The sequence below is a fragment of the Amycolatopsis sp. NPDC028719 genome (assembly GCF_055565395.1).
Map to the genome: position 1 here is coordinate 84,365 of NZ_JBVHUL010000013.1, position 23,287 is coordinate 107,651.

Consider the following 23,287-nt stretch of genomic DNA (forward strand, 5'->3'; position numbering starts at 1 on the left):
TGCCGTGAAGGGCACCTTCAGGGACATCACGTCCCTGAAGGTGCCCTTCACGGCATGTCCCGAGGAGGAAGCTCAGTGAAGAGCAAGGTCCTGGTGGGCGCGCTGGCGCTCGCCGTGGTGGCGACGGGGGTGAGTCCCGTCGTCGCGGAAGCGTCCGGTGGGGATGCCCTCGACGCCGTCAACACGTTCATCGGCACGCAGGACGAGGGGAACACCTTCCCCGGTGCCTCGGCGCCGTTCGGGATGACGCAGGTCAGCCCGATCACCTCGCACTACGCCGGCTACCGCTACACCGACACCGCGATCCGCGGCTTCGGGCACTTCTTCCTGTCCGGTGCGGGCTGCTGGGAGCAGGGCGGCCTTGTCTCGACGCTGCCGACGACCGGCGAGATCGGCCCCGGCAAGGCGTTCGACACCACGAAGGCGGCCACCTTCGACCAAAAGCTGTACGCGGCGCCGTTCACCCACGACGGCGAGGTCGGCAAGCCCGGCTACTACAAGGTCCACCTGACCGGCTACGGCGGTGTCGACGTCGAGACGACCGCAGCCACGCGCGCGGGTGTCGAGCGGTACACGTTCGCGAAACCGGGTGATGCCAACGTCTTCGTCAACGTCGGGCAGGCCAACGACAAGGAGCCCGTGACGGGCAGCAGCATCCGCGTCGTCGACGACCGGACCGTCGAAGGCACCGTGGAGTCGCAGGCGTTCTGCGGCGGCAAGGCCTACACGACGTACTTCACGACGAAGTTCGACAAGCCCTTCAAGTCTTCGGGCACGTGGTCGCCGACCGGTGGCACCCCGGGCAGCCGCGAGTCGAGCGGCGGCGCGGGCCTGCGCGGCGCGTGGCTGACCTTCGCGGGCGGCGGCCAGGTCACGGCAACCACCGCCATTTCCCAGGTGGACGCGCAAGGCGCGCGGGTGAACCTGGCCGCCGAGCGCATCCGGTCCTTCGACGCGGCCAAGGCCGACGTCCAGCGCACCTGGCGCAAGGAACTGTCCAGTGTGGACATCAAGGGCGGCTCGACCGACGATCGCACGGTGTTCTACACCTCGCTCTACCACGCGCTGCTGCAGCCGTTGACGGCGAACGACGCCGACGGCCGCTACTACGGCTTCGACAAGAAGATCCACCGCGCGGTCGGCTGGACCTACTACGACTTCTTCTCGCTGTGGGACACCTACCGCACGCAGAACCAGCTCCTCGCGCTCCTGAAGCCGGACCGCGCGAAGGACATCGCGAAGAGCATCCTCGCCATCCACGACCAGGGCGGCTGGCTGCCGCGGTGGGCGTACGCGAGCCAGGAGACGAACACGATGACCGGCGACCCGGTCACGCCGTTCCTGGTGGACCTCTGGCGCTTCGGCGCGCTCTCGGGCAACGAGATGCACGCCTACCAGGCGCTGCTGCAGAACTCGACGCAGATCCCGCCCGCGTCGTCGCCGTTCCAGGGCCGCTCCGGCAACGCGAGCTACCAGCGGGACGGCTTCGTGCAGTACGACCCGGACTTCCCGAAGAAGGGCCAGGACACCGACCCGAACCACGGCGCATCGGCCACCCTGGAGTACGCGCTCGGTGACTGTTCGCTGTCGGTCATGGCCGCGGCGCTCGGCAAGAAGGACGATGCGGCGGCGCTGGCCGCGAAGGGCCGGACCTACCGGACGCTCTGGGACGAAACGCAGACCGACCGCGGTTTCACCGGCTTCTTCCGGCCGAAGGTCGCGGGCGGCGACTGGTTCACTCCCGCGGACAAGCCGTACAGCCCGCAGAGCCAGGACGGCTTCCACGAGGGCACCGCCTGGCAGTACCAGTGGCTGGTCCAGCAGGACGTGCCCGGGCTGACGCAGCGGATGGGCGGCCCGGCGGCCACCGGCGCGCGGCTCGACGACTTCTTCGCCTATGACGAGCTGGTGAAGAACCCCGCGACGGCGGTCCGTGAGAACTGGGTCGTCGGCCCGTACGACTACTACGACCAGTTCCGCTACAACCCCAACAACGAGCCCGACCTGCACTCGCCGTGGATGTACGCGCTCACCGGGCAGCCGGCGAAGACGTCGACGGTCGTGCGGGCGGCGCACACGCTGTTCACCAATGCGCCCAACGGCGTCACCGGGAACGACGACCTCGGCACGATGTCGGCCTGGTACGTCTTCAGCGCCCTCGGTCTTTATCCCGCCGTCCCAGGGACTGGGAATTTCGTGCTGAACGCGCCGCGGTTCGCGAAGTCCGTGCTGCACCTGGAGAACGGGCGCGACGTCACGATCAAGGCGCCCGGCGCGGACGGCTCGAAGCTCCAGTACGTCTCGGGCCTCGAGGTCGGCTCGAAGGCGAGTGACCGGGTGTACGTCAACGTGGACCAGCTGAAGCGGGGCACGACGCTCGGCTTCCGCCTGACCGCCGACGCCGCGGCGGCCACGTGGGGGACGTCACCGTCCTCCGCACCGGTTTCGCCCTGCGCGGAATAGGCGCGGACGCTCACGGCCGTGGTTCAGACCACAGTGGACCACGGCCGTGAGCATCGTCACGGGCCCCGGTGTTCCCGTGAGGGCCATCACGCCTCACACTGGGTATCAGCACGTCCGACAGCGCCGTTGACGTCCACAGGCAGTCCGCCGTGGACGGTGCGTCGGGCGTTTTTTGCGCAACAACCACAGTGGTGAGACCCCACAGGAGGAAGAAGTGTCCAGCAAGGCCGCTCTAGTGTTCCGCGTGGCCGCAGTAGCCGAAGCCCTGTCCTGGGCGGCGCTGCTTGTCGGGATGTTCCTCAAGTACGTCGTGCACTCCTCCGGCGAGGGCGGCGTGCCCGTCATCGGCATGGTGCACGGCGTGATCTTCGTCCTCTACGTGGTCGTCTCCCTGTCCGTGGCGAAGCCGCTCGGCTGGCGCCCGAAGACGCTGGTCCTCGCCCTGCTCGCGAGCATCCCGCCGCTGTTCACCTGGCTGTTCGAGAAGTGGGCGCTGCGCAACGGCAAGCTCGACGGCCCGCAGCGGCTGTCCCACGGCGGTGTCGGCCTGTTCCAGGTCCAGGAGCCGGTCGCCGTCTGATGCCGGAATGTGAGAAAGGGCCCGCGCTCCGGCGCGGGCCCTTTTCTCGTTCGCGGCTATTCGGTGAAGTCGCCGGCCGCCCGGCGCACCTTCGTCAGCAGGTCGGTGAGCTGCTCGGTCTGCCGGTCGGTGAGCCCGGTCAGCCCGAAGCCGATGTCGTTGACGGCGACGGTCGCGGACTCGCGGCGCTTGCGGCCTTCGTCGGTGATCTCGACGAGCGTCGTGCGCCGGTCGGTCGGGTGCGGGACGCGCTTCACGAGCCCGTCGCGCTCCAGCCGGTCGACTATGTTGGTGACACTGGTGGGGTGCAGCTGGAGCCGCTCGCCCATCACCCGCATCGGCAGGCTGGCGGCGCGGGCGAAGGTGAGCAGCACCAGCGCTTCGTACCGGGCGAAGGTCAGGCCGTGTGGCTTGAGCGCACCGTCCACCGCGGACTGGATGATCTGCTGGACCCGCATCACGCCGGTGACCGCGGCCATGGTGCCGGAGGGCCCGATCCGGGCCTCCCAGAGCTGTGCCGCGCGGGCGATCGGGTCGAACGGCAGCGGACGGTTCATGACACGCGAAGTTACCAGCGGGTACCGGCGGGTGTCGCCCGACCGGCGGAAAGAACACCGAAGAAGGGACTTCCGACATGATCGTCGCGTTCAGCGTGAGCCCGTCCGGCGGGGAGCCCGACGGCGGGGTCAGCGAAGCCGTCGCCCGCGCGGTGAAGGTGGTCCGCGAGTCCGGCCTGCCCAACTCGACCAACGCCATGTTCACGAACGTGGAAGGCGAGTGGGACGAAGTGATGGACGTCGTGAAGCGCGCGGTCGAGGCCGCGGGGGAAGGCTCGGCGCGGGTCGGGCTGGTCCTGAAAGCGGACATCCGCCCCGGCTTCTCCGACCAGCTCGAGGCCAAGGTGGACCGCATCGAAGCCCACCTCCGCGACGCCTGAGTCTCCAGCGGGGTCAGGGGAGTGGCGGGGTGAAGGCCACCGTCCAGCGGCCGTCTTCCGTCGTCACCGTCAGCGGGTAGCTGAACGGCTTGCCGTCGCCGAGCGCGCCCGTCACCGTGGCGCGGGACGGCGCCGCCGCGTCCGGACCCAGCTCCACCCGCACGTCGTGGACGCCTTGGTCCGCCAGCACCGTGACGTAGTCCTTCGCGAAGTCGTCGCCGCCCGATCCCGGGTAGTCGAGCAGACCGGCGAAGGCGTCGGCGTCGTGTCCGGACAGCGCCGACACGAGCCGGTCGCGCAGCTCCGCGGGCGAAGCGGCGCCCGGGTCCGGTTCGTGCACGATGAGCAGCGTCACCGCGCCGATCCAGACGACGGCGGCCGCGACGGACAGGCCCACCTTCACGTCACGCCGGATGTGCACCCGGCGAGCCTGCCCCAAGCGGCGCCGTCCTGCCAAGCGGACCGGCCGGGGCACCCGGTGAAACCATCCGGCCCGCGTGCCAGGATGGAAGCGTGACACAGCCACGCGGATCTGCAGCGAAGTCAGCGGCCCTGTCCGCCGCCCTTTCCGGCGCGGTCGACCTGTCCGCGCTCAAGGCCCGCGCCGAATCGGCGCAGAGGCAGCCGGCCCCGTCGGCCGGCCCGCCCGGTGGCGACGCGTCGCCGCCCGCCCCGGGTTCGTCCGAGGCCGTGATCGATGTCACCGAGGCCACTTTCCAGGCCGAGGTCGTGGAGCGGTCCCTGCACCAGCTGGTGATCGTCGATCTGTGGGCCGAGTGGTGCGGCCCGTGCAAGCAGCTGTCCCCGGTGCTGGAGCGGATGGCCGCCGAGTCCGGCGGTGCCTGGGTCGTCGCGAAGGTCGACGTCGACGCGAACCCGCGCATCGCGCAGCTCTTCGGTGCGCAGTCCATCCCGACGATCGTCGCCATCGGCGGCGGCCAGCCGGTCGACGCCTTCTCCGGCGCGCTGCCCGAGCCCGAGATCCGCAAGTGGATCAACGCGCTGCTCGACGCCCTGCGCGACAAGCTCCCGGCGATCCGCGAGGCCGAGGCCAACGGCGGCGGCCCGGTCGAGGAGCCCGAGGACCCGCGCTTCACCGAGGCGGAAGAGGCCTTCGAGCGGGGTGACTTCGCCGCCGCCCAGGCCGCCTACGAGCGCATTCTCGACGTCGAACCGGCGAACGAGCTGGCGAAGAACGCCCTGGCCCAGGTCAAGTTCACCGCCCGCGCGGAGAACGCGGACCCCGAGGCGCGCGCGAAGGCCGACGCGGACCCGTCGGACCTGGCCGCTCAGCTCGACGCGGCCGACCTGGAGATCGCGGAGAACAACGTGGAGGCGGGCTTCAAGCGCCTGATCGACACGGTCCGCCGCACGGCGGGCGACGACCGCAACAAGGTCCGCGAGCACCTGGTGGCCCTGTTCGACCTGTTCGACCCGGCCGACGACCGCGTCATGAAGGCCCGTCGCGACCTGGCCAGCGCCCTCTTCTGAGCAAAAGCCGTGAAGGCCTCCTTACCGGCCACAAGAGCCGGTAAGGAGGCCTTCACGGCTTTCAGGCGTACTGCTTCGAGCAGACCGAAGATCCCTCGAGGTATCCGCGGCGCAGCGATTCGACGCGGTCGAAACCGCTGTCCGGGCGCTTCCCGTTGACGTCCGCCGACACGAGGCTCTCCGGCTGCAGCAGGTCCGCGATCGCCTCGTCGAGATCGCCCGCCGACAGGCGCAGGTCGCCCGGCCGGTTCGTGAACGCCGCCCACGCACCCACCAGGCACGCCGTGCGCAGCCCCGCGTTGGCGTTGTCGATCGACGCGCCGACGCCCTTCTGGATGCCCAGCGCGTACCGCGAAGCGACCTCCGAGAACGCCGCGAAGTCCCCCATGCCGCCCGGGTCCTCGCCCTTCATCTCGGCCTCGCGGTCGATCGGCTGGGCCAGCTGCGACAGCTTCGCCAGGTCGATGCTCACCGTGTTGTCGGCGGGGCAGTACGACGCCGGCGGCGTGGTCTGGCAGCTGCCGCCGTCGGTGATCTCCGGCGCGGCCACCCCGGCGCCCTTGAACGCCTCGTCGAGGCTCTTCTTCAGCAGGTCGACGGCCTGGTCGTTGAACTTCGCGTCGCCCTTGCCGGTGTCGCCCTTGTCGAACGGGCGCTCGGTGAGCCGGGCCTTGACGTTCTCGGTGTTCATCGCCGCGCACTCCTTCGGGCCCTTCTCGAACCCGGTCTGGAAAGCGAAGGTGCGGTCGAACGCCGTGCCGTGCGCGCCGCGGTCGGCGCCGCTGGTGCCCGCCTGGTCGCGGATCAGGAACATCGCCGCCATCACCTGGTTCAGGCCCTCGGACGTCGACACCCGGTAGTACTTGCTCTTGTCCTCGGCGACCCAGCGGAAGTAGCCGCCGGCGAAGCAGTCGGCCTGCTGCTCCTTCACGACGGTCGGGGTGCTCTTGGTCATGTTGGCCTTGTCGCCGAGCCGGTACTGGACGGCGTGGCCGAACTCGTGCGCCAGCACGACGACCACGGACATCGGCCCGAACCGCTGGCGCAGCATCGGCAGCAGCACCCCGCGGTCCCACGCCACCGAGTCGTCGACCGAGCAGTAGAACGCGTTCACGAGCTTCTTGACACTGCCGCAGCCGGTCTTCTCGGTGTCGGTCTGCGAGTCGTAGGACAGCAGCGACTTCACCGGCTCGAACTGCTCCCCGAAGTCGGCGGGCAGCCGCTCGTTCCAGTACGTCTGGACGTCGTCGATCGCGGCGGTGGCGAGCTTGTCGTCTTCCCCGCCGTCGGCGTTCTTGACGTCGATCGTCGGCGTGGGCGCGTCCGGCTTGAGGCCGCTCTCGAAGTGCGTCACCGGCAGCCCGGCGACCGACCCGGCGCCGGTGTCCTTGGCGGGGTCGCCCGTGGCGCCACCCTTGCTGTCGCACCCGCTCACGGCGACCGCCGCGACGGCCAGCAACGCGACCAGCGCGCGCCGTCCTCCCCCTCGGATCATTCTGTTCACTCGCTCTCGTGCCCACCCGGTACCCGACGGGCAGGACCATACCCAGGGCATACGCGGAGCGTGCACGTTATCCCCGAACTACTCCCTGCGCAGGCGAGACCTCGGCCCGATATCGTCGCTTCCCATGCGTGCAGTCCGCCGGTTCACCGTCCGCGCCAGTCTCCCGGAGTCGTTGTCCGGCCTGGGCGCGCTGGCCACCAACCTGCGCTGGACGTGGCACCCCCCGACGCGCGACCTGTTCGCGTCGATGGACGCCGAGCTGTTCAACGCCGTACGCGACCCGCTGCGGATGCTCACCGCGCTGCCGCCGTCGCGCCTCGACGAGCTCGCCGTCGCCGACGACTTCCTCGAACGCGCGAGAGCCGCGGCCGAGGACCTCGACAAGTACCTCTCGGAGCCGCGCTGGTACCAGCAGCGTGACGACGCCGACCTGCCGCCCGCGGTCGCCTACTTCTCGATGGAGTTCGGCGTCACCGAAGCGCTGCCGAACTACTCCGGCGGCCTCGGCGTGCTGGCCGGTGACCACCTCAAGGCCGCGTCCGACCTGGGCGTGCCGATGGTCGGCGTCGGGCTGCTCTACCGCAACGGCTACTTCCGGCAGTCGCTGTCGCTCGACGGCTGGCAGGTCGAGCACTACCCGGTGATCGACCCGAACGCGTTCCCCCTCGAACTGCTGACCGTCGGCGGGCGCCCGGTGCTGATCGGCGTCGCGATGCCGGGCGGGCGCGAGCTGTGCGCGCAGATCTGGCAGGCGCGCGTCGGGCGGGTGCCGCTGCTGCTGCTCGACACCGACACCGAGGCCAACGACGAGGACCTGCGCGGCGTCACCGACCGGCTCTACGGTGGCGACGCCGACCACCGGCTGCGGCAGGAGATCCTGGCCGGCATCGGCGGGTTCCGCGCGGTCCGGAAGTACTGCGAGATCACCGGCCACCCGCAGCCGATGGTGTTTCACACGAACGAGGGACACGCGGGATTCCTCGGGCTCGAACGCGCCCGCGAGATCGTGCAGGCGGACGGCCTCGCGTTCGACGAGGCCATGCCCGCGGTCCGGGCCGGGACGCTGTTCACCACGCACACCCCGGTCAGCGCGGGCATCGACCGGTTCCCGGTGGACCTGGTGCAGCGCTACTTCAACGACGGACGCCTGGTGCCGGACATCGACCCGCGCCGCGTGCTCGCGCTCGGCGCCGAGGACAACCCCGGGCTGTTCAACATGGCGCACATGGGCCTGCGGCTGGCGCAGCGAGCGAACGGCGTCTCCCAGCTGCACGGGCGCGTCACGCGCAAGATGTTCTCCCGGCTGTGGCCCGGGTTCGACCACGACGAGGTACCGATCTCGTCGGTGACCAACGGCGTCCACGGCCCGACGTGGGTGGCCCGGGAGCTGAGCACGCTGCTCGGGCGCGAGTGGGGTCTCGACGTCGGCGAGGGGCCGCTCCGCGACGGCGTTTCCGACGCCCAGCTGTGGGGGCTGCGGCGCGAGCTGCGCGAGAAGCTGGTGCACGAGGTGCGCCGCCGGGTGCGCGCGGCGTGGCTGCAGCGCGGCGCGTCCCCGCTGGAGCTGGGCTGGGTGGACTCCGTGTTCGACCCGGACGTGCTGACCGTCGGGTTCGCCCGCCGCGTCCCGACGTACAAGCGGCTGACGCTGATGCTGCGCGACCCGGAGCGGCTGCGCACCCTGCTGCTCGACGAGCAGCGCCCGATCCAGGTCGTCGTCGCCGGGAAGTCGCACCCGGCCGACGAGAACGGCAAGCAGCTGATCCAGCAGATCGTCCGGTTCGTCGACGGCGCGGACGTGCGGCACCGGATCGTCTTCCTGCCCGACTACGACATGTCGATGGCCCGGTACCTCTACCGCGGCTGCGACGTCTGGCTGAACAACCCGGTGCGGCCACTGGAAGCGTGCGGGACGTCGGGGATGAAGTCCGCTTTGAACGGTGGCCTCAACCTCTCCATCCGCGACGGCTGGTGGGACGAGTGCTACGACGGCAGCAACGGCTGGGCGATCCCGACCGCGGACGGCGTCACCGACCCGTTGCGCCGCGACGACCTCGAGGCCGCGGCGCTGTACGAGCTGCTCGGCCAGCAGATCTCGCCGCTGTTCTACGACCGTTCGCCCGACGGCGTCCCGACCGGCTGGCTGTCGATGGTGTGGCACACGCTGGAGACGCTCGGCCCGCGCGTCCAGGCGTCGCGGATGGTCCGCGAGTACGTCGACAACGGCTACCTGCCGGCGTCCCGCATGGTCGCGGCGGCGACCGGCGACGGCTACCGCGGTGCCCTGTCGCTGGCGGACTACCGGACCAAGCTCGAGGTGTCGTGGCCGCGGCTGCGGATCTTCGACTCGGAGCTGCTGGTGGAGGCGACCGAGCCCCTGGTGGTCGGCACGGAGGTGACGATCCGGGCGCGCATCGACCTGGCCGGGCTCGATCCGTCCGAAGTGGACATCCAGGCGGTGGTCGGCCGGGTCGCGGACGACGACGAGCTGCGCGACGCGGTCACGGTCCCGATGACGGCGGACGGCATCGGCGCGTTCGCGGCCCGGCTGAAGCTGCCGCGGCCGGGGTCGGTCGGCTACACGGTCCGGGTGCTGCCGAAGCACGGCCTGCTGGCGGCCCCGGCCGAGCTGGCGCGCGTGGTGCTGGCCTGAGCTGGAGTCACTCCGGGAAAACCGGACTGACCTGGAGTTACTCCACCTCGCGGCGGCCGGAAATCACGCCGCGCTCGGCCGTGAGCCGCGTTAGGTTGGACGCATGCGCTTCGGAATCTTCGTCCCGCAGGGCTGGCGGCTCGACCTCGCCGGCATCGACCCCGCGGACCACTGGAAGACCATGCTCGGCCTCGCGAAGCACGCGGAAGCCGGGCCCTTCGAATCGATCTGGGTCTACGACCACTTCCACACCGTGCCGGTGCCGACCGAGGAGGCCACGCATGAGGCCTGGTCGCTGATCTCCGCGTTCGCCGCCGCGACCGACACCGTGCGGCTCGGGCAGATGTGCACCTGCATGGGGTACCGGAACCCGGCCTACCTCGCGAAGGTCGCCGCGACCGCCGACCTCATCTCCGGCGGCCGCGTCGAGATGGGCATCGGCGCCGGCTGGTACGAGCACGAGTGGCGGGCCTACGGCTACGGCTTCCCCGGCGCCGGCGACCGCCTCGGGCAGCTCGACGAGGGCGTGCAGATCATGCGTGACCTCTGGACCACCGGGAAGTCCACTCTGGACGGCAAGCACTACCGCACCGACGGCGCGATCCTGCGCCCGTTGCCGCCGCAGGAAGGCGGCCTCCCGCTGTGGATCGCCGGCGGCGGCGAGAAGAAGACCCTCCGGATCGCCGCGAAGTACGCGAAATACACGAACTTCGCCGCCGACCCCGAGACGTTCACCCGCAAGTCGGAGATCCTCGCGCAGCACTGCAAGGACGTCGGCACCGACTACGACGCGATCGTGCGCTCGGCCAACCACAACATCGTCCTCGGCGAAACCGAAAAGGACGTCCAGGACAAGCTGGCCTGGCTGCGGTCCCACCTCGGCAAGTACATCGAGGCCGACGCGGTCGAGCGCTGGGCCGGCAACTTCGAGAACAGCCCGACCACCGGCACACCGGAGCAGGTCACCGAGAAGCTCGCCGCGATGGGCGAGCTGGGCATGTCGTACGCGATCTTCAACTTCCCGGAAGCCGCGTACGACCGCTCCGGCATCGACCTGTTCACCGAGAAGGTCGCGCCGGCGCTCGCCTAAGGCACCGCCGGGCTGCCGCCGGTCTGCACGGGCAGCCCGGCGGCAGCCCACGCCCGAAAGCCTCCTTCGAGGTCGGTCGCGTTCGCCAGCCCCAGCCGCTGCAGGTCCGCCGCGGCCAGGCTCGACGAATACCCCTCGTTGCACAGCACGACCACCGTCGAGCCGGCCGTCACGCCGGGCAGCCGCCACTCGCTGTCCGGCGCCAGCCGCCACTCCAGGTGGATCCGCTCGACGACCACCGAGCCCGGGATCTCGCCCTCGGCCTGGCGGTTGGCGAAGGGGCGGATGTCGACGAGCAGCGCGCCCGCCTCCTGCAGCTCGCGGGCCCGGGCCGGGCCGACGCGGGCCAGGCCGGAGCGGGCCTGCTCCAGGAACGAATCGATCGCGCTCATCCGTGGACGATAGCGGGCAGCGGCGGGATTTCGGCCGGGACGTCGGCGAGTGTCGCGTACTCCCGCGTCGGCACCAGCGGCGGCGAATACGCGTGGACGCTCGCCGCCGGCACGTCACCGATGCCGGTGACCTGGTGGGCGCGACCGGCGCCGAAGCCGATGCCTTCGCCGGCGACGTGCGTACGCCGCCGGATCGGGCCGCCGGGGTAGCGGTACTCCTCGCCCACTTCACCCTGCAGGACGGTGAACGAGCCGGCCGCGCCGCCGTGGTCGTGCGGCTTCGTGTGCTGGCCGGGCAGCCACGACAGCAACCACAGCTCGACGCCGTCGGTCAGGGCCAGCCGGGCCCACCAGCGCCGGTCCTCGTCGAACCGCAGGATGCTCTGGACGCTCGCGGTCAGCTCGGTGGTCACGGTGGCGGTCAGCTCGGCCAGCTCACGCGGCGTCCACAGCAGCCGCGACGGGTGCAGCAGCTCGGGCAGCAGCGGATCGGTCAGCTGCGGATGGATCTCGACGGCGGGACGGATGATCGAAGTGGTCAACGCGGGTGCTCCTCGGACGCGAAGGTGATCGGGACCGGACCAGCGCGGTACCGCACCCGCACGCGCCGGGACGCGTCGGATCAGCGGAGCCGCGCCCGCGTACACCCGGCCGAAGCGACGAGGAGCAGGTCGATCGCACGACGGCGCCAGAACGAGCCCCGGGTGACCGGGGTGGCGTGCACGTCGGCTGACATGGTCGCGATCCTGCCACAACCGCGTGGCGCACGGCACTTCCGGCGTGCGCCGTTCCACGTCGTGGACGCGCTCCGACCAGCCGGATCGCCGTCTCACCCGGGCGGGTGCGCACGCGCGCGCGACGGCAGACAGAATGGGCTTCGTGAGCGAGCCGATCCAGTCCAGCGAACTTGACGACCTCGTGGTCCGGATGGCCGGTGTCGGCGTCCGCCGGGGGACCAACGACCTCCTCGCCGGCCTCGACTGGGCCGTGGAACTCGACGAGCGCTGGGTGGTGCTCGGGCCGAACGGCGCGGGCAAGACCACCCTCCTGCGCCTCGCCGCGGCCGAACTGCACCCGACCACCGGCGAGGTCGACCTGCTCGGCGAGCGGATCGGCCGGGTCAACATCTTCGACCTGCGCCCCCGCATCGGCTTCACGTCCGCGGCCATCGCCCAGCGCGTGCCCGGCGACGAGCTGGTCAAGGACGTCGTGGTCAGCGCCGGCTACGCGGTGCTCGGCCGCTGGCGTGAGGAATACGACACCCTCGACACCGCCCGCGCGACCGAGCTCCTGGACGCGATGGGCATCGGCAACCTCGCCGAGCGCACCTTCGGCACGCTGTCCGAGGGGGAGCGCAAGCGCGCGCTGATCGCCCGCTCGCTGATGACCGACCCGGAGATGCTGCTGCTCGACGAGCCGGCCGCCGGCCTCGACCTGGGCGGCCGCGAGGATCTCGTCGCACGGCTCTCGGCGCTGGCCCTGGACCCGGACGCGCCGGCTCTCGTGCTGGTCACGCACCACGTCGAGGAGATCCCGCCCGGGTTCACCCACGCGCTGCTTCTCCGCGACGGCCGCGCGGTGGTGTCCGGCCTGGTCGACGACGTCATCACCAGCGAAAACCTGTCGAAGACGTTCGACCAGGACCTCGTCTTGGAGCGCTCCGGCGATCGCTTCTTCGCCCGTCGTCGCTAAGCTGTCGCTTACCGACCGGTAGGCTCCATTGAATGGCCTCTCACCCGGTAAAGAGTGGCTCGAGGCGAAGGCGATTCGTCAACCGAGGAGGAGTGACGTGGGAGAGTTCGTAACCCTCGAGGTCAAGGACGGGGTCGGCACGATCCGGCTCGACCGGCCGCCGGTCAACGCCCTGAACGCCCAGGTCACCGCCGAACTCGCCGAGCTGGCGAAGGAGGCCACCGAGCGCGACGACGTCCGCGCGGTGATCCTCTACGGCGGCGAAAAGACCTTCGCCGGCGGCGCGGACATCAAGGAGATGGCCAGCCGCACGTACCCCGAGATCGCGAAGTTCGGCGCCAACCTCACCGGCACCCTCGCGGCCATCGCGAACATCCCGAAGCCGGTCGTCGCGGCCATCACCGGGTACGCCCTCGGCGGCGGCCTCGAACTGGCGCTGACCGCGGACCGCCGGGTCGCCGGCGACAACGTCAAGGTCGGCCAGCCCGAGATCCAGCTCGGCGTCATCCCCGGCGCGGGCGGCACCCAGCGCCTCGCCCGGCTGATCGGGCCGAGCAAGACCAAGGACATCGTCTACACCGGACGGTTCGTCAAGGCCGAAGAGGCACTGCGGCTGGGCATCGTCGACGAGGTCGTCGCCCCCGACGACGTCTACGCGGCCGCGCACAAGTGGGCGGCCCAGTTCGCGAACGGCCCGGCCGTGGCGCTGCGCGCGGCGAAGGCGGCCATCGACGGCGGCCTCGACACCGACCTCGCGAACGGGCTCAAGCTCGAGTCGCACCTGTTCGCCGCGCTCTGGGCGACCGAAGACCAGCGGAACGGCATGAAGTCGTTCATCGAAAACGGGCCCGGCAAGGCCACTTTCGAAGGGAAATGACGCCTTGACCGACGTGAACGACCCGGCCCCGAACCCGCACGCCACCGCCGAAGAGGTCCAGGCGGCCTACGCCGACCCCAAGCTGGCGAACGTGCTGTACCACGACTGGGAAGCCGGCACCTACGACGAGAAGTGGTCGATCTCGTACGACGAGCGCTGCATCTCCTACGCCACCGACGTGTTCAACGCCGTCGCGGGCGACGACGGCCAGCCCTACCAGCACGCCATGGAACTGGGCAGCGGCACCGGCTTCTTCCTGTTGAACCTCATGCAGGGCGGCGTCGCCAAGAAGGGGTCGGTCACCGACCTCTCGCCCGGCATGGTGCAGGTCGCGCTGCGCAACGCCGAGAAGCTCGGCCTCGACGTCGACGGCCGGGTCGCCGACGCCGAGCGCATCCCGTACGACGACAACACGTTCGACCTCGTCGTCGGGCACGCGGTGCTGCACCACATCCCGGACGTCCAGGCGGCGTTCCGCGAGGTCCTGCGCGTGCTCAAGCCGGGTGGGCGGTTCGTCTTCGCCGGCGAGCCGACGAAGATCGGCGACTTCTACGCCCGCAAGCTCGGCCAGTTCACCTGGTTCCTGACGACCCGCGTGACGAAGCTGCCCGCGCTGAGCGGCTGGCGCCGTCCGCAGGAAGAGCTCGACGAGTCCTCCCGCGCCGCCGCCCTCGAAGCTGTGGTGGACATCCACACGTTCGACCCGTCGGAGCTGGAGGCGTGGGCCCGCGGGGCCGGTGCGCAGGACGTCCACGCGGTCACCGAGGAGTTCGCCGCGGCGCTGGCGGGCTGGCCGATCCGGACGTTCGAAGCCGCGGTGCCGCAGGAGAAGCTGACCGTCCGCTGGCGGCTGTTCGCCTACAAGCTGTGGCTGCGGCTGTCCGCTGTGGACAAGAAGCTGCTGTCGAAGGTGCTCCCGCGTGAGCTGTTCTACAACGTGATGATCACCGGGACCAAGCGGCCGTCCTGAATTGGGATATTCGTTCAGCCTCGGCGACGTCGCCTATCTGCGCTCCGGCGCGGGGACGGCGGCGCTCGCCGAGGTCTCGGCGCTGCCGCTGACCGACCGCATCGCGTCGGTCGCCCAGGTGCGCCGTCTGGTGGGCGACGAGTTCGCGGCCGCCGTCCTGGAAACCGTGCTGCTGCGCCGGAAAGCCGCCGGCAAACTGTCCGGTGACGGCTGGCTGTTCACCTCGGACGCGCTCCAGCAGGCGAGTGCGTCGCCGGTCGCCCGGCACCGGGCGGCACGGCTGGCAGGGCTCGACGTCCACGACGTCACGTGCTCGGTCGGCGCCGACCTCGTCGAGATCGCGCGGGTGGCGCGGCGCGCGCTCGGGTCCGATCTGGACCCGGTACGGCTGGAAATGGCCCGGCACAATGGGATCACCGCGGGTGTCGCGTTCGGACTCGTCCGCGCGGATGCCCTGCGCCCGGTGAGCCGCTCGGGTGTCGTCGTCGCCGACCCCGCGCGTCGTGACTCCGCGGGACGCCGGGCGTGGAAACCCGCGGACTTCGCCCCGCCGCTGGACGGGCTGATCGACGCCTACCCCGGCCGCGCGCTGTCCGTGAAGTGCGCGCCCGGCCTCGACTTCGCGCTCACGCCGTGGGCCGAAGAGGTCGAGCTCGTGTCCCTCGACGGCCAGGTCCGGGAATCCTGCCTCTGGCGGGGGCTGGGCACCGGCGTCACCCGGCGGGCGACGGTGCTGCGCTCGGACGGGACACAGTGGACGGTCACCGACGCCGAACCGGACGAACTGCCCACCCGGGAGCCGGGGGAGTGGATCGTCGACCCGGACGGCGCCGTCGTCCGCGCCGGGCTGGTCCGCCACTACGCGGCCCGCCACGGGTTGTGGCAGCTGGACGAACGCATCGCGTACCTGACCGGCGACGCACCGCCACCGGGCGTGCGCGCCTTCCGCGTCCTGGAACACGGGCCCTACAGCGAAAAGTCGGTGAAAGCCGTCCTCAAGCGACACGACGTCGGACGGCTGGAGATCCTCGTACGCGGCCTGGACGTCGACCCGGATGCGTTGCGGCGGCGGCTGAAACCCCGTGGCGCCGCTGAAGCGTCGGTGGTGCTGACGCGCATCGGTCGGTCGCCGGTGGCTTTCCTCTGCCGCGCCGAAAGGTGAACGGAAACTTTCGAGGGGTGGAACTCCGGGTGAACGTGACGTAGGTTCCCCGAGTCGTCAAGTCTGCACTGGAGGGTCGCCGTGTCCGGAAAATGGTCAGGTCTCGTCAAGCTCGCCGCCGCCGCGGCCATCGGCGCCACGGTCGCCTCGGGAGCCACCGCGCTGGCCGGCTCGGACGACGCCACCGCCGCGCGCTCGAAGGAGCCGGCCAACATCGGCCAGGTCAAGAACGACGTCAAGGCCTACTACGGCGACTACCTCGACGCCGCCGGCAAGCATCACTACTCCGACACCAGCCGGTTCGTGAAGGACACCAACCGCGTGGTCACGGACGCGAAGCGCTACCTGCAGCAGCAACTCGGCCGCGTGAAGAACCCGGCGATCGTGCTGGACGTCGACGACACCGCCGAGGTCACCTACGGCTGGGAGGCCGACAACGACTTCGGCTTCGACCCGGTCAAGCAGCAGCAGGCCATCGACAACGGCACGTTCGACGCGAACAAGCCGGTGCTGGAGCTGGCCAACTGGGCCGTGCAGCACGGCGTCAAGCTGTACTTCCTGACCGGCCGCAACGAGCTGCAGGGCCCGCAGTCGCTGAAGAACCTCGCCAACGAGGGCTATCCGGCCCCGGCCGGCGCGTTCTTCAAGCCGAAGGTGACCGCGCCGGACTACCTGCCGTGCGGGCTGACCTGCAACACCGTCCAGTACAAGTCCGGCACGCGGGCGCACATCGAGGCGACCGGCGCGAAGATCGTGCTGAACGTCGGTGACCAGTTCAGCGACCTCGAAGGCGGCTACGCGCTGCACCCCACCAAGCTGCCGAACCCGATGTACTACCTGCCCTGAGGTGGAATAACGGCCGGGCCCGGAGTGCTGCTCCTCCTAAGAGAACTTTCTCGAGGAGCTGACATGCCGGAGAAGAAGGTACTGGTACCGGGCCCGGACCACCCGATCACCGTCGAGCCGACCCGGGCGCGCGTGGTGGTCAAGGTGGGCGGGCGGGTCGTGGCCGACAGCCGCAACGCGCTGACGCTGCAGGAGTCGACGTACCCGGCGGCGCAGTACATCCCGCGGGCGGACGTCGACTTCAGCGTGCTGGAGCGGACCGACCACGAGACGTACTGCCCGTACAAGGGCGAGAGCAACTACTACAGCCTGAACGTCGGTGACGTGAAGGCCGAAAACGCGATCTGGACGTACGAGAAGCCGTACGACGCGGTCGCGGCGATCAAGGACCACGTCGCGTTCTACCCGAACGTCGTGGACTCGATCGAACTGGTCGAGGACTGACCTGGACCTCGATCTGCTGAGGACGTTCCTGGCCGTCCACCGGGCAGGATCGCTGACCGGTGCGGCGCCGTCGCTGGGCTTGTCCCAGCCGACGGTGACCGCGCAGGTCAGAGCCCTCGAAGACCAGCTCGGGCGGCAGCTGTTCGTCCGGCGCGCCCGCGGGGTCACGCCGACCCCGGCGGCCGACGAACTGGCCGCCCGGATCGCGCCGCACGTCGACGCGCTTTCTTCGTTGACCGTGGGCGAGGTCGACCCCTTCGCCGCACCGGTGCACCTGGCCGGGCCCGCCGAGCTCACGACGTCGCGGGTGCTGCCCGCGCTGGCCGGTTTGGTCGCCTCCGGGCTGAAGCTGCGGGTGACGTTCGGCCTGGCCGACGACCTGCTGGCGGGTCTCGCGCAGCGCCGGTTCGACTTGGTGGTGTCGACGATCCGGCCGCGCGGCCGGGGCCTGACGGCGACCCCGCTGACCGACGAGGAGTTCGTCCTGGTCGGCCCGCGCGGCTTCGCTGGCGATCCTCGTACCGCGCCGCTGGTGGCCTACGCCGAAGACCTGCCGATCATCCGCCGCTATTGGCGTTCGGTGCTGGGCGTGCGGCCGTCGTCCGGGCCTGCCGTCGTCGTCCCGGACCTGCGTGGCGTCCTGACGTGCGTGCTGGCCGGGTTCGGCGTCAGCGTGCTGCCGCGGTACCTGTGTGCGGCCGAGCTGGCTTCGGGCGCGCTGATCGCTTTGCTCGACCCCGAGGAACCGCCGATCAACACGCTGTTCGCGGTCACTCGCGCCGAACCCTGCCGGGCGGGGCCCGCGGCGGTGCGGGACGCACTGCTCGCGGACGCCGTCCGATGGTGAGTCAGCCGGTGTATCCGGCGAAGATCTTCGCGAACTCGTACTTCGCCTGCGGCACGTTGGTGCACTTGTAGAGCGCGCCGGTGCACGCGTTGGCGTCGCGGCCGGCCTCCCAGAACGACAGCATGCCCAGGTGGACGGTCTTCGCGAAGGCCACCAGCGCCTTCGCGTCCTTCTGGTAAAAGATCTCGTTCTGCGAGTCGTTGACGCCGATCATCGGGGTGACGCCGATCTTCTTCCACGCCGCCGCGTCGCTCAGCCCGTAGAGCGACTTGAGCTGCGCCTGGGTGGCCTTGGCCGCGGAAATCGCTTTCGCGCCCTGGTCGCCCGCGCCCTGGTAGTAGTCCATCGCCATGATGTTGACCAGGTCGAGGTTCACGCCGGCGTCCTTGGCGGACTTGACGACGTTGAGGCCGTCCGAGGTGAGGCCGGTGGGCAGCACTGGCAGGGTCAGCGAGATCTTGAGGCCCGGGTTGCTGTTCTGGAGCGTTTTCAGAGCCTGCGAGCGCCGCGCGATCGTCGTGGGGTCGGCGATGGCCGCGCCTTCGATGTCGAAGTCGGCGTACTTGAGGCCGTACGCCTTGACGACGGCGTCGTACTCGGCCGCGACCTGCGCGGACGTGCTGCACGCCTGGGCCAGCTCGATGCCGGACGCGCCGCCGAAGGAGATCTTGACGTCGCCGCCGGCGTCGCGGATCTTGGTGATCTCGTCCTTCTGCCAGGCGGTGCGCGGGTCGTAGGCGCCGAACCAGCTGGCTTTGCAGCCGTAGGAGTTGACGAAGGCGAGGGTGAAGCCCTTGACGCCGCTCGCGGCGGACATCGCCGACAGGCTCGGGGTGGGCCACGCGCCCATGTCGACGTAGGGCCCGACGGGGATCGGCGACCCGGCGGCGGCTTCGGCGGGAGCGCCGGTACTCATGAGCGCGAGGCCGGCCAGCCCGGCCAGCAGGGAACGGAGACGCATGGTGGAACCTCCACGACGACGAGCGCGGCGGCGGGGATTTCCGGACATGATTGGTATAGACCTTTAAGGTGGTCCGGACCATAGGCCGAACGGGCTACCCTGTTTGTGACCCGCGGTGATCGGTGGACGGGCCACCTAGACTCGGGCGGTGCTGATCACCACGGAACGGCTCACGCTCCACCAGTGGGCCGAGGAGTACTTCGACGGGTTGTTCGCGCTGGCCCAGCTCCCGGAGACGGTCCGGTACGTGGGCACGGGCGAGCCGTGGACCCATGAGTACACACTCGCCAAGCACCAGGCGACGCTCGCCCATTGGGCCACCCACGGCTTCGGCTGGTTCGCGGTGTCGACGGCCCCGGATTCGTTCGACGGCGTGGTATCGCTGGTCAGCCGCAGCCCCACGGAGTCGGGCTTGGGGTTGCCGGCGGTGGAGATGGGCTGGTGGATAGCACCATCGGGCTGGGGCCGGGGTTATGCGACCGAAGCGACGACAGCGGTGCGCGACCACCTCTTTTCGGCCGGGCTCGCGGATCGGTTGATGGCGGTGTACGAGCCGGTGAACAAGGCCTCGGCGCGGGTGGTGGAGAAACTCGGATTCACCCCGCACAGCCGGTTCACGCTGGACGGACGGGTCGAGCAGCGGGCGGTCCTGGACCGCCCGCATTGACCTTCCACAGCCCGGTTCGATTGTGGACAACTCGGCTGCCGGGTCGGTGTCGCCTCCGCGGGCTGTTCGGCCTCGCAGCGGGATTTGCCCAAGGTGCCACGCCCGTGGCTTGCGCCGGGGCGGCTAGGCCGGGCGACTTCCCTGGAACCCTGCCAGGGAAAGGCAGGGGCGGCACGCCGCCGATCCGGGAGCACTGTCCGTTGTAAGCCGGAGTCGGGCATTCCCGAGGTGACGCGGCCGGGTCGACGCGGCGGCGGCATCCCGGACGTCATGAGCGACCCTTTCACCTCGTCCGGCGAAGTGAAAGAGTCGTTCACGACACCACCATCGCGCGACACCGCCAAGCCTCAGCCAGGCAGCGTGGCCCCGACTTTTCCGGCACCCGGCAAAGGAAGAGCACTACCCACCCAGCGGTGCACGGCTTCGGCCAACCCCTCGTCTCCCGAACCAGGCGTACCGACCCAAGCCACATGCCCATCCGGCCGCAGCAGCACCGCATCGATGTCCGAAATGGACGGACTCGACGCCGCAACCACCTCGACCACCGACGACCAAGCGCCCGAAGACCCCGTCAAGTCCACCAGCACCGGACGCCCCGGATGCAGCAGCGCGGCCATATGTGTCTCGGTCGAAGAGACCACCAGCGGCACGTCCGGCGCCAGCCGGCCGAGCCATGGGTGGCCGCCCGGCTCGTAACACGTGTCCAGTCCCGTGATGATCTCCGCCAAAGCCCGGCTGCCCGCCGGGTGTGCGGCGATCCGGCGCATCAGGTCGGCCCACGGCTCGTCGCCGGCCTCTTCGAGCGCAACCTGCGCCCGCGTGTTCGCCAGGATTCGCGCGCCGGCCGCGTGCCGCTCGGCGTGGTAAGTGTCCAACAGCCCGTCGGGGGCCGTCCCGTGCACCGTCGCCGCGAGCTTCCAGCCCAGGTTGAACGCGTCGTCGAGTGCCACGTTGACCCCGATCGCCCCGGCCGGCGGGTGGATGTGCGCCGCGTCGCCCGCCAGCAGCACCCGGCCTTGGCGGTAGTGCGTGGCCAAGCGCGCCGCGTCGCCGAACCGGGTCAGCCAGCGGGGTGCGCGCAGTTCGACGTGCCGGCCGAGCACGACGTCCACCTGCGCCTGCAGCCGTTCGAGTGCCACGGGCGCGTACTTGTCGGCCGGCGGGTCGTCCTCCCGCACCACGATCCGGACGTACCCCGGCCGCGGGATGACGAACACCGTGCGGCCGTCCGGCCCGGCCGAAACCCCGTACGGCAGCTCGCATTCGACGTCGCCGAGCAGCGCGTACCAGCGCGCGTCGACGCCCGGGAAGCCGATCCCGGCCTGCTTGCGCACCGTGCTGCGCCCGCCGTCGCAGCCCACCAGGAAACGCGCGGAGATCGTCCGGCCGAACTGTCCGTCGTGGACGACCGTGGAAACGCTTTCCGGGGACTGCGTGAACGACCGCAGCTCGTGGCCCCGCAGGATTTCGACGCCGAGGTCGGCGGCCCACCCCTCCAGGACCTCCTCGACGCGCGTCTGCGGAATCCCCAGCGAGAACGGGTGACCGGTCGCCGTGTCCGTGAGCGGCAGGGGCCCGGGCAGGCCGGTGACCGGCGCGTGCGGCACCTGGTGGCCCTCGGCGACCAGGCCCTCGGCCAGCCCGCGGCGGGCCAGCAGGTCCAGTGAGCGCGAGTTGAGGTTGAAGCCCCGGCAGTACGGCGGTCGCTCCGGGTCGCGTTCGACGATCGTGGTGCGGACGCCCGCCAGCGCGAGCTCCGCGGCGAGCAGCAGGCCGGCCGGACCGGCGCCGGCGACGAGGACATCGGTTTCGAGCACGAGCTTCCCCTCAGAAGTGGTCGGGCCAGGGCAGGGAGCCGGAGCGGATTTCGGCGGCCGTGGCGCGGGCCCAGTCGAGCTCGGCCTGCCACGCGTGCCGGACGAACTCGACCTCGATCATGAACAGCCGCGGTGCCCCCTTGCCGACGGTCTCGTCGAGAGCGGTGTTCGCGCCGTCGATGCGGTCGGCGAGGTGGCGGGCGCGTTCCTCCAGCGCGTCGGCGGCACGCTCCGGGCCGAGTGCGCCGAGGTAGCTCACCGCCGCGACGAACTTCGGGTACTCCGCGACCGGCTCACGGACCAGTTCGTCGAGCCACGCGATGAACTCCTGGCGGCCGAGTTCGGTGTGCGCGTAGACGGTCCGCTCCGGCCGGTTGCCCTCCCGGACCGTCTCGACGGGCTCGATCCACCGGTGTTTCGCCAGCGACTCCACGGTGTCGTAGAGCGAGCCGGGGTTGATCTTGAAGCTGCTGTCCTTGAAGCGCTCGCGCAGCGTGGACGCCATTTCGTACGGGTGCATCGGGCGTTCCAGCAGCAGCCCGAGCAGGGCCAGCGCGAGGGTGTTGCGGATCTTGCGTGGTGGCACTAGTCGCTCCCTATTAGTCGGAACCGACTATACGACCATCGTCAAGCCAGGTTCTCGACGCAGGTGCGCAGCAGCTCGGCCAGGTAGCGCCGCTGATCGGCCGACAGGTCGCCGAGCATCTCCAGCTCGACCCGCGTGATCAGGTCTTCGGCGGCGCGCAGCTTCGCGTGGCCGGACGTCGTCAGGGTCACCGGTCGCGCCCGGCCGGTGCTCGCCTGCTCGGCCACGGTGACCAGCCCGGCCGACCGCAGTCCGCCCAGGACGTCCCGCAGCGACTGCCGGGTGACGAACGTGATCCGCGCGAGTTCGGCCGACGACGCGCCGGGGTGGTCGTCGAGCGCGCGCAGCACGGCGTACTGCGACATCGACAGCTCCAGTGGCCGCAGCCGGTCGGTGCAGGCCTGGTTCAGCGCCTGCTGGGCGCGCTTGATCAGGTAGCCGGGCCGGTCGCCGGTCGGAGCTGAACTCATGACAGGAACCTTACACTCCGTCTGACTGTAAGGACCTTGACGTCAAGGAGGCTGCCTCAGAACTTCGTGTTCTCCAGCCAATGCCGGAACAAGCCCGCGTCGCCCGAAATCGTCACCCGCGGGTCGTCGGCGGCGATGCGCCCGGTCAGCACGAGGAGCAGGTCGGCGACACGGCCCTCGACGACGACGTCCGCGTCGCCCCGTGACTGACTCACCTCGACGCCCGACGGCGTCCGCCGGGCCAGCCAGCCGAGGTCCGGTCCGGTGGCCCGGAACAGCAGGGTCTCGCCGGTGCCGCGGAGCGACGTCCGATCCAGCGCCGGGTGCTCGATGCGCGAAAAGACGGCCACGAGGTCGAGGCCTTCGGAGATCCCGTCCGCGGCCAGATCGGCGTCGACGTCGTACGGGGCGCCGGTCGCGAGCGCGGCGTCCGCGCGGTGGACGACGGTCTCGTGGGTGAGCCGGCGCGTCCAGAACCCGGCGCGGCGATCGGGCGTCCAGGTCGACGTCAGCGTCTCGGGGCCGACGTCGGCCACGGTTTCGACGAGCCGCTCCGCGCCGTCGACGAGCCAGCCGCCGAGACCGTCGAAGTCCGGCGGGTCGTCGACCGTGACGGCTTCGAACGGCACGTACCCGGTGGGCCGGCTCGCGATGATCGCGGCGGACTTGTGGTAGGCCAGCCCGACGTGGCAGGTCAGGTCGCGCAAGGTCCATTCGGGACACGACGGGACTCGCGCGTCCGGCGCGGCGCCCTCGATCGCCATCCCGAACTCCTCCGCCTCGGCGACGAGCGCCTCGGCCAGCCGATCGTGGCTCAAGGATTTCACCCGGCCAAGAT

24 protein-coding genes are annotated in these 23,287 nt (G+C 70.5%); 14 read left to right on the forward strand and 10 right to left on the reverse strand.

Annotated elements, in window-relative coordinates:
* Positions 1-54 precede the first annotated feature (54 nt).
* Together ACZ4TR_RS42135 and ACZ4TR_RS42140 are read left to right on the forward strand one after the other, a co-directional pair.
* A complete protein-coding gene (locus ACZ4TR_RS42135) occupies positions 55-2,463 on the forward strand; it encodes a GH92 family glycosyl hydrolase (RefSeq protein ID WP_465293806.1) in 2,409 nt (802 codons plus the stop codon).
* Between the two features lie 214 nt (positions 2,464-2,677).
* A complete protein-coding gene (locus ACZ4TR_RS42140; protein ID WP_285999236.1) occupies positions 2,678-3,043 on the forward strand; it encodes a DUF3817 domain-containing protein in 366 nt (121 codons plus the stop codon).
* 56 nt (positions 3,044-3,099) lie between these two features.
* On the opposite strand, the gene ACZ4TR_RS42145 is transcribed toward ACZ4TR_RS42140, so the two are convergent.
* Positions 3,100-3,600, reverse strand: coding sequence for a MarR family winged helix-turn-helix transcriptional regulator (locus tag ACZ4TR_RS42145; RefSeq protein WP_364513242.1), 501 nt, complete (start codon positions 3,598-3,600; stop codon positions 3,100-3,102).
* Between the two features lie 77 nt (positions 3,601-3,677).
* Here ACZ4TR_RS42145 and ACZ4TR_RS42150 point away from each other — a divergent pair, with 77 nt between their 5' ends.
* The gene (locus tag ACZ4TR_RS42150; RefSeq protein ID WP_465293808.1) at positions 3,678-3,980 is read left to right on the forward strand and encodes a thiamine-binding protein; all 303 of its coding nucleotides are present in this window, start codon (positions 3,678-3,680) and stop codon (positions 3,978-3,980) included.
* Positions 3,981-3,993: 13 nt separating this feature from the next.
* Here the strand turns inward: ACZ4TR_RS42150 and ACZ4TR_RS42155 are convergent, their stop codons facing one another.
* Positions 3,994-4,401, reverse strand: a complete 408-nt coding sequence (locus tag ACZ4TR_RS42155; RefSeq protein ID WP_465293810.1) for a Cif family virulence factor — start codon at positions 4,399-4,401, stop codon at positions 3,994-3,996.
* Between the two features lie 92 nt (positions 4,402-4,493).
* On the opposite strand from ACZ4TR_RS42155, the gene ACZ4TR_RS42160 reads away from it, so the two are divergent.
* On the forward strand, positions 4,494-5,471 hold the full coding sequence (locus ACZ4TR_RS42160) for a tetratricopeptide repeat protein (protein ID WP_465293812.1): 978 nt from the start codon (positions 4,494-4,496) through the stop codon (positions 5,469-5,471).
* A 61-nt stretch (positions 5,472-5,532) separates the two neighbouring features.
* On the opposite strand, the gene ACZ4TR_RS42165 is transcribed toward ACZ4TR_RS42160, so the two are convergent.
* Complete coding sequence (locus ACZ4TR_RS42165; protein ID WP_465293814.1) at positions 5,533-6,966, reverse strand: neutral zinc metallopeptidase; 1,434 nt, start codon at positions 6,964-6,966, stop codon at positions 5,533-5,535.
* Between the two features lie 133 nt (positions 6,967-7,099).
* On the opposite strand from ACZ4TR_RS42165, the gene glgP reads away from it, so the two are divergent.
* Together glgP and ACZ4TR_RS42175 are read left to right on the forward strand one after the other, a co-directional pair.
* On the forward strand, positions 7,100-9,628 hold the full coding sequence (gene glgP / locus ACZ4TR_RS42170; protein WP_465293816.1) for an alpha-glucan family phosphorylase: 2,529 nt from the start codon (positions 7,100-7,102) through the stop codon (positions 9,626-9,628).
* Positions 9,629-9,731: 103 nt separating this feature from the next.
* The gene (locus ACZ4TR_RS42175; RefSeq protein ID WP_465293818.1) at positions 9,732-10,718 is read left to right on the forward strand and encodes an LLM class F420-dependent oxidoreductase; all 987 of its coding nucleotides are present in this window, start codon (positions 9,732-9,734) and stop codon (positions 10,716-10,718) included.
* Here the strand turns inward: ACZ4TR_RS42175 and ACZ4TR_RS42180 are convergent.
* Together ACZ4TR_RS42180 and ACZ4TR_RS42185 are read right to left on the reverse strand one after the other, a co-directional pair.
* Positions 10,715-11,110, reverse strand: a complete 396-nt coding sequence (locus ACZ4TR_RS42180) for a rhodanese-like domain-containing protein (protein WP_465293819.1) — start codon at positions 11,108-11,110, stop codon at positions 10,715-10,717. The two genes, ACZ4TR_RS42175 and ACZ4TR_RS42180, sit on opposite strands and share 4 nt — an antisense overlap.
* Complete coding sequence (locus ACZ4TR_RS42185; protein WP_465293821.1) at positions 11,107-11,652, reverse strand: cysteine dioxygenase; 546 nt, start codon at positions 11,650-11,652, stop codon at positions 11,107-11,109. Before ACZ4TR_RS42185 ends, ACZ4TR_RS42180 begins: the two co-directional genes overlap by 4 nt.
* A gap of 328 nt (positions 11,653-11,980) precedes the next feature.
* Between ACZ4TR_RS42185 and ACZ4TR_RS42190 the strand changes: the two genes are divergently transcribed.
* The 7 genes from ACZ4TR_RS42190 (at position 11,981) to ACZ4TR_RS42220 (ending at position 17,948) form a co-directional block, all read left to right on the forward strand.
* Positions 11,981-12,802: an ABC transporter ATP-binding protein gene (locus tag ACZ4TR_RS42190; RefSeq protein WP_465293823.1), complete on the forward strand. Its 822-nt coding sequence runs from the start codon at positions 11,981-11,983 to the stop codon at positions 12,800-12,802.
* Positions 12,803-12,899: 97 nt separating this feature from the next.
* The gene (locus ACZ4TR_RS42195; RefSeq protein ID WP_364513218.1) at positions 12,900-13,679 is read left to right on the forward strand and encodes an enoyl-CoA hydratase/isomerase family protein; all 780 of its coding nucleotides are present in this window, start codon (positions 12,900-12,902) and stop codon (positions 13,677-13,679) included.
* Positions 13,680-13,683: 4 nt separating this feature from the next.
* Positions 13,684-14,649 carry a class I SAM-dependent methyltransferase gene (locus ACZ4TR_RS42200; protein WP_465293825.1) on the forward strand — a complete coding sequence of 322 codons (966 nt, stop codon included), beginning with the start codon at positions 13,684-13,686 and terminating at the stop codon, positions 14,647-14,649.
* Between the two features lies 1 nt (position 14,650).
* Positions 14,651-15,811: a class I SAM-dependent methyltransferase gene (locus ACZ4TR_RS42205; protein WP_465293827.1), complete on the forward strand. Its 1,161-nt coding sequence runs from the start codon at positions 14,651-14,653 to the stop codon at positions 15,809-15,811.
* Between the two features lie 81 nt (positions 15,812-15,892).
* Positions 15,893-16,657 carry an HAD family acid phosphatase gene (locus ACZ4TR_RS42210; RefSeq protein ID WP_364513209.1) on the forward strand — a complete coding sequence of 255 codons (765 nt, stop codon included), beginning with the start codon at positions 15,893-15,895 and terminating at the stop codon, positions 16,655-16,657.
* A 63-nt stretch (positions 16,658-16,720) separates the two neighbouring features.
* The gene (locus ACZ4TR_RS42215; protein WP_465293829.1) at positions 16,721-17,101 is read left to right on the forward strand and encodes a DUF427 domain-containing protein; all 381 of its coding nucleotides are present in this window, start codon (positions 16,721-16,723) and stop codon (positions 17,099-17,101) included.
* A 16-nt stretch (positions 17,102-17,117) separates the two neighbouring features.
* Entirely contained in the window at positions 17,118-17,948 is an 831-nt protein-coding gene (locus ACZ4TR_RS42220) for a LysR family transcriptional regulator (RefSeq protein WP_465294129.1), read from the forward strand.
* A 1-nt stretch (position 17,949) separates the two neighbouring features.
* Here the strand turns inward: ACZ4TR_RS42220 and ACZ4TR_RS42225 are convergent, their stop codons facing one another.
* A complete protein-coding gene (locus ACZ4TR_RS42225) occupies positions 17,950-18,909 on the reverse strand; it encodes a chitinase (protein ID WP_465293831.1) in 960 nt (319 codons plus the stop codon).
* Positions 18,910-19,057: 148 nt separating this feature from the next.
* Between ACZ4TR_RS42225 and ACZ4TR_RS42230 the strand changes: the two genes are divergently transcribed.
* Positions 19,058-19,576, forward strand: a complete 519-nt coding sequence (locus tag ACZ4TR_RS42230) for a GNAT family N-acetyltransferase (RefSeq protein ID WP_465293833.1) — start codon at positions 19,058-19,060, stop codon at positions 19,574-19,576.
* 347 nt (positions 19,577-19,923) lie between these two features.
* Here ACZ4TR_RS42230 and ACZ4TR_RS42235 read toward each other — a convergent pair whose 3' ends face one another.
* The 4 genes from ACZ4TR_RS42235 to ACZ4TR_RS42250 are packed head-to-tail and all read right to left on the reverse strand — an operon-like array spanning position 19,924 to position 23,276.
* Positions 19,924-21,393 carry an FAD-dependent monooxygenase gene (locus tag ACZ4TR_RS42235; protein WP_465293835.1) on the reverse strand — a complete coding sequence of 490 codons (1,470 nt, stop codon included), beginning with the start codon at positions 21,391-21,393 and terminating at the stop codon, positions 19,924-19,926.
* Between the two features lie 10 nt (positions 21,394-21,403).
* Positions 21,404-21,979, reverse strand: a complete 576-nt coding sequence (locus ACZ4TR_RS42240; protein ID WP_364513201.1) for a PadR family transcriptional regulator — start codon at positions 21,977-21,979, stop codon at positions 21,404-21,406.
* 41 nt (positions 21,980-22,020) lie between these two features.
* The gene (locus ACZ4TR_RS42245; protein WP_465293837.1) at positions 22,021-22,449 is read right to left on the reverse strand and encodes a MarR family winged helix-turn-helix transcriptional regulator; all 429 of its coding nucleotides are present in this window, start codon (positions 22,447-22,449) and stop codon (positions 22,021-22,023) included.
* A gap of 56 nt (positions 22,450-22,505) precedes the next feature.
* A complete protein-coding gene (locus tag ACZ4TR_RS42250; protein WP_465293839.1) occupies positions 22,506-23,276 on the reverse strand; it encodes a maleylpyruvate isomerase family mycothiol-dependent enzyme in 771 nt (256 codons plus the stop codon).
* Positions 23,277-23,287 lie beyond the last annotated feature (11 nt).